This is a genomic window from Colwellia sp. (assembly GCF_013215345.1).
GTDB lineage: Bacteria > Pseudomonadota > Gammaproteobacteria > Enterobacterales > Alteromonadaceae > Colwellia.
This window is the reverse complement of record NZ_JABSOV010000194.1, coordinates 1-4,835: the sequence shown is the minus strand read 5'-3', so window position 1 is coordinate 4,835 and position 4,835 is coordinate 1. Positions and strand designations below refer to the sequence as shown.

Genomic DNA, 4,835 nt, shown 5'->3' with positions numbered 1-4,835 from the left:
TTTATTGGTATTGCAACCAATTGATATTAATAGTTACTTTGCAAGTATCAAACATTCATTAACCAGAGTTGAGGTTATGTAGCGCTTTTTTATTTGGCAATTGCTGGGTATAATTACCTTGTTTTCCTTTTTGAGCGATATTAATGAATTACCTGCCCCTAGAGAGTTTAAAAAATGCTTGGATTTTCAAGCATAAAAGTTTACCTATTGTAGAATCTGACCTAGCAAAAATAAAACCTATGAATATTGAACGCGCCAATATTGTATGGGATACCTTTATTTCTCGCCAAGTAGATCACCCCGACTTTTTCAAAAAAGGCGATTGGCCTACTGATAAAAGCAACTGGTTAGAGCAAGGAAAATGGGAAGGTCTTTGGGACAGTAATGAACAAGCCCTACCTGAGCTAATCGAAAAGCATCTGGACTGGGATCAAAATACCGTAGTCTATTACTGTAGCTCACGAGACAATGTAATAGAAACAAACTGGTTGATATTCAAGCGTTGTTGGAAAAACTTTTTGTTTATGGATGATGGTCCTATTCTCTTGGGTAAAAAACGCCAACAGGTCGTACAATTTACCAGTAATGGCTATTTTAAAATTGGCCAAAAGCCAAGTAGTAATTAAGCAAGCCGCTATTCAAATCATCTTTTTATTCTAACGGTGCTACTTTGCATAAAAAAAATCGACATATACAGGGTTATAATTTTAAGGCATTGGTGAAAGCTAATACTAAATTATCGCCTTTTATTATAAAAAATAAATATAATAATCAAGATACTATAGATTTTTCAAATCCTTTGGCTATTAAAGCCCTGAATTTTTCATTATTAAAAAGTGACTATAACATTAATTTTTGGGACATACCTGAGGGCTATCTATGCCCTGCAATCCCAGGAAGAGTAGACTATATTCACCATCTGCATGACTTACTTGCGACGACGCCTAAAGCACTTAAAGGTGATGAAAAACAGGTGAAGGTGCTTGATATAGGCACAGGGGCAAGTTGCATTTATCCCCTGCTAGGGCAAAGAGTATATGGTTGGCACTTTGTCGCTTCAGATGTTGACCCTATTTCTATAAAAGTTGCCAAGCAGATAGTCTCTGCTGATAAGACGCTCGATAAAGCGATTACCTGTCGTTTACAAGAAGATAGCAATCATATCTTTAATGGTATTATTGCTGAGAATGAATTTTATCATTTAACCCTATGTAATCCGCCATTTCATCGTTCTTTAGCTGAAGCTAGCCAAGGCACTAGCCGAAAGTGGCAAAATTTGAATAAAGCGAAGACTCCTGCTAAAGCGCAAAGCAAACAACTAAATTTTGGAGGACAAAAAGCTGAGCTTTGGTGCCCCGGTGGCGAATTAGCTTTCATTGGTAAAATGATTAAAGAGAGTAAGGCTTATCAAAAACAGGTACTTTGGTTTACTTGTCTGGTCTCGAAAAAAGATCATATATCGAAGCTAAAGCTCAGCTTAAAAAAAGCCCAAGCAAGCCAAGTTAAAGTCATTAACATGGCTCAAGGACAAAAAATCAGTCGCTTTATCGCATGGAGTTTCTATGATGTTAGCTAAAAAAAGAGTAAAGCTGCATGTTATTAACCCTATCTATTAACCACTTTCTTCATCAGTACGAATATCTGCACTAACACCAGCACTAGTGATATCACCTGCAACTAGCTCTCCTAAACAAAATAACTGCCATTGACCTGGTACCATTTTATGCCAGGTCTCATCATCTGTCAGTGGTTTGGTGGCAATAACGGTAACAACATCATTGTTAGTGGTTTCTTTTTTAAAGTCCACCGCCATTTCCGCGTCTATAAGGCTTGCTTGACCAAAAGGAGCTTTACGGGTAAGCCAATGTAAATTATTAGAGCAATAAGCGAACAAGTATTCACCATCGGTAATAATAATGTTGCCAACGCCAAGACTATCGATTTTTGCCGCCAGTGAGGCAACAAAAGCAAACAAGGTTTTAGCCGCAACTTGCTTAGCGCCGAACTTTAAGTGCAATTGATCAAGTATCCAACAAAAAGCATGTTCACTGTCTGTTGTGCCAATAGGTAAGTGAAATTCAATAGGTAGTTCACTAGCAAAATCTTTTAATTGACCATTATGAGCATAGGTCCAATTCTTCCCCCACATTTGTCGAACAAATGGGTGGGTATTTTCAAGGCAGACCTCACCTGAATTAGCTTGTCTAATATGACAGACTACCGCCTCACTTTTCATCGGGTATTTAGTAACCAGCTCCGCAATAGGGGAATGTGCACTTGGCATAGGATCTTTAAAGCTACGACAGCCCTTACCTTCATAAAACGTCACTCCCCAACCATCTCTGTGCGGCCCGGTATTACCACCTCGTTGCATTAAACCACTAAAACTAAAACAGATATCTGTTGGTACATTGGCACTCATCGCTAAGAGCTCACACATAAATAAAATAAACCTTAAATTATCAAACACATACAAAAAAAATATAAGCAGATTTTATACCGGCAGAGGCCGTATAGAAAATAAAAAGCTAAACAGATCAAAAATCCGTTTAGCTTTTATTTATATTAAGCTGTTATTGGCTTTAAGTCATTAGATAACTTAACTGCACTGCATTTTGGATAGTGAAAACAGCGGCTTGTGATAATAGTACGGCCAACCAAGTATGTGCATTAACAGCGTAAGAGCTAACTGACGGCAAAGCACCTTAATACAGACAATCCATTAGTGAAATACCCAACGTCACATACGTCTGTTTTTTGCACGAAATCGGGAGGCGAAGAGGAGTGAATTTTTCTATGCTTTGAGTGTTGAGAGATTATTATTGCAGAATTCTGTGACTGTATATAATCACAGTTATCTTTTATTGGTTTGGTGTTGATTATGGCTCGCGTAAATTGTCCTAGCCGTCAAAAAAAGCGTATGTAATTTCAAGAGAAAAGCAAAGCACGCACGTTACACATTTGTATTGTTCGTGTAGCAATAGCAAAGAATGTGGCTCAAACTTTCGGGTTACGATAGGTTTTTATCATTACTTGAACCTACCGAAAATGACTAATGCACAAGTGGCTGCTGCTTTTCTTAAGAGACTGCCTAGGCATAAACAACTTAGTTTGCTTGATTTGAATTGATTAGCTTGACCTTACAGCCAAAGCTGTAGGTAGTGAACGTGCTAGTTAAGCGATTTTACCATTTGGCTGTATTTCAAGTTAAAATTCTTCCGGTGCATCACATTAGAATGAGCATACTTAGTTTCCTTTTCAAATAAAAATATCTTTTCTATTTTTATCCCTACCCCGCTATAACCTGCTTTCTAATTTCTAAAATCGATATGGTTGCTAAAGTTATTATTATTGATAATTCAACCAATAAAGTACTTGGTGTATACCAGGTCCATAACCACCAACTTTCTCGGTTTTCTAACACCATAATATCAATATGCATTGCTAAATATGTAATCGTATTAATAGCAAGTAAATACATGATTGCGAATGTAGCTTTGTGAAATTTAACTCTAGTAACTAAGTGTACAGTAATGATAGAAATTATTGCTAATACATCATACTCAAGCCAGCGTAGATAGAAGTTATAGTCTGGTTGAGTATTATCAGTCAGCCAGAAATATTCAAAGGTATTATTTGCAACCACAAAGCAGCTAAAAAGAATAATACCACAAATAAAAACCGATGGATTAACCCGCCAGTTTTTATAACTTAAAACAAATACACCGATAAAACCTAACATTACTAAAAAGTCTATTAGCTTTACGGTATCGGGGTTGTTAAGTAAATCGAAGTACATTCATTAAAGTCCTTGCTTATGCTTAGTTACCTTTCTTTGGTGGAACGTATACGCCGCCGCCACCATGAAAAGACTTAACCTGATCATCATTTAGCGCTTTTGAAGCTTCAGCGCTTATTGTCACTGAATCATTAACTTTGGGAGGAACATATACACCACCGCCACCATGCTCAGGTGTTACGATTGTGTCTGCTTTTTTTGTCGTTGAAGTTTTTTCAGAACTTTGAAGTTTACTGCTATTCACACCGGATAATTCCATTATGATTGAACCCTTAAAATTTAAAGTTAAAAAAAGACAGTTAATAATTTCCAGGTTTTATCAGAGCCCTTCAATTATTAACTGTAAATGAAACCAGTACATTTGACCTGGTACACTTTAAAAAACAAATACAACAGGGAAAACTGTAACGCTTTGTTACGAATAAAAACATTACAAGGCATTACGCGCTATTGAATGAAGTACTCCTGTCGTGTTAAGCCTCTCTATGTTATTGCATTTGTTATGATTTTTTATTTATTACCCTTTCCATTAAAAATGGCTATCCTCGTATTCAGGGCTGCGCGCTTCTCATTTATCTAGTTATATCTATCATAATGAATCGCAGATACGTCCGATTTATCATGTTGCTGCAATATATCTCGTATTTCGTTACTGATAATCCCCGCGCCCATTAACGTTTTGCATGTTCGCATAAAGTCGCGCGGGGAAACACTGGCATTTTAGGTACCTAAAAACTAATATTTCGAATGGGATTATTTGTTAAGCCATAACGATTTTATTTTTTTAATTGCTCAGGAGAGTTATCAAAGTCGATGGCATATATGCACATAGATATTAAATCACTGCGTACAACCCCTGCCTGTTGTTTTGAGCCACGGTTGTAAAGGCAATAAATCAATTCACGGGCAAAGTCAGTGGTAAAGTCTTGCGGTTGCAACTCTTCAGTTATAAGCGAGATAACTTAACTAGTTAATGAATTATTAGTGCGTTTGATTGTTGTTGGTGGCCAATTAATTAAATGAACACAACAAAGTC

General features: G+C 36.8%; 6 protein-coding genes. 2 read left to right on the top strand and 4 right to left on the bottom strand.

The window, feature by feature from the left end; all coding sequences use genetic code 11:
- Positions 1 to 143: 143 nt before the first annotated feature.
- Both HRT50_RS17840 and rlmF read left to right on the top strand, forming a co-directional pair.
- On the top strand, positions 144 to 626 hold the full coding sequence (locus tag HRT50_RS17840) for a DUF2947 domain-containing protein (RefSeq protein WP_291617004.1): 483 nt from the start codon (positions 144 to 146) through the stop codon (positions 624 to 626).
- 44 nt (positions 627 to 670) lie between these two features.
- The gene (gene rlmF, locus HRT50_RS17835) at positions 671 to 1,576 is read left to right on the top strand and encodes a 23S rRNA (adenine(1618)-N(6))-methyltransferase RlmF (protein ID WP_291617003.1); all 906 of its coding nucleotides are present in this window, start codon (positions 671 to 673) and stop codon (positions 1,574 to 1,576) included.
- Positions 1,577 to 1,612: 36 nt separating this feature from the next.
- Here rlmF and HRT50_RS17830 read toward each other — a convergent pair whose 3' ends face one another.
- From HRT50_RS17830 to HRT50_RS17815, 4 genes are all read right to left on the bottom strand, one after another.
- Positions 1,613 to 2,440, bottom strand: coding sequence for a class II glutamine amidotransferase (locus HRT50_RS17830; protein ID WP_291617001.1), 828 nt, complete (start codon positions 2,438 to 2,440; stop codon positions 1,613 to 1,615).
- An 849-nt stretch (positions 2,441 to 3,289) separates the two neighbouring features.
- The gene (locus HRT50_RS17825) at positions 3,290 to 3,799 is read right to left on the bottom strand and encodes a hypothetical protein (RefSeq protein WP_291616999.1); all 510 of its coding nucleotides are present in this window, start codon (positions 3,797 to 3,799) and stop codon (positions 3,290 to 3,292) included.
- Between the two features lie 22 nt (positions 3,800 to 3,821).
- Entirely contained in the window at positions 3,822 to 4,058 is a 237-nt protein-coding gene (locus tag HRT50_RS17820; protein ID WP_291616998.1) for a hypothetical protein, read from the bottom strand.
- Between the two features lie 517 nt (positions 4,059 to 4,575).
- The gene (locus HRT50_RS17815; protein ID WP_291616996.1) at positions 4,576 to 4,737 is read right to left on the bottom strand and encodes a hypothetical protein; all 162 of its coding nucleotides are present in this window, start codon (positions 4,735 to 4,737) and stop codon (positions 4,576 to 4,578) included.
- Between the last annotated feature and the right edge of the window lie 98 nt (positions 4,738 to 4,835).